Source organism: Pseudomonas sp. H26/SER47-MNA-CIBAN-0231, from assembly GCF_040310465.1.
GTDB classification, from domain to species: Bacteria; Pseudomonadota; Gammaproteobacteria; order Pseudomonadales; family Pseudomonadaceae; genus Aquipseudomonas; species Aquipseudomonas atacamensis.
Map to the genome: position 1 here is coordinate 1 of NZ_JBEOPW010000165.1, position 242 is coordinate 242.

At 61.6% G+C, this 242-nt stretch carries 1 protein-coding gene; it reads left to right on the forward strand.

Annotated features, from left to right (window positions below; genetic code table 11):
* Nucleotides 1-32: 32 nt before the first annotated feature.
* On the forward strand, nt 33-242 hold a 210-nt coding region (locus AAEZ10_RS27670), incomplete at its 3' end, for an acyl-CoA dehydrogenase family protein (protein WP_350571871.1).

The following is a 242-nucleotide window of genomic DNA, read 5'->3' on the forward strand; positions in this document are numbered from 1 at the left end:
GTGTTGGCCTGACCATCGATCGAGGACTTTGCATGGACATTCACTACACACCTGCCGAACTTGAGTTCCGCACTGAGGTGCGTGCCTTTCTTCGTGACGCGCTGCCGGCAGACATCGCCACCAAAGTTCGCCTGGGCAAGCGTCTGAGCAAAGAAGACCACCAACGCTGGCAGCGGATCCTCGCCCGGCGCGGCTGGTACGCAGCCAATTGGCCAAGGGCCTTTGGAGGCACTGGCTGGGGC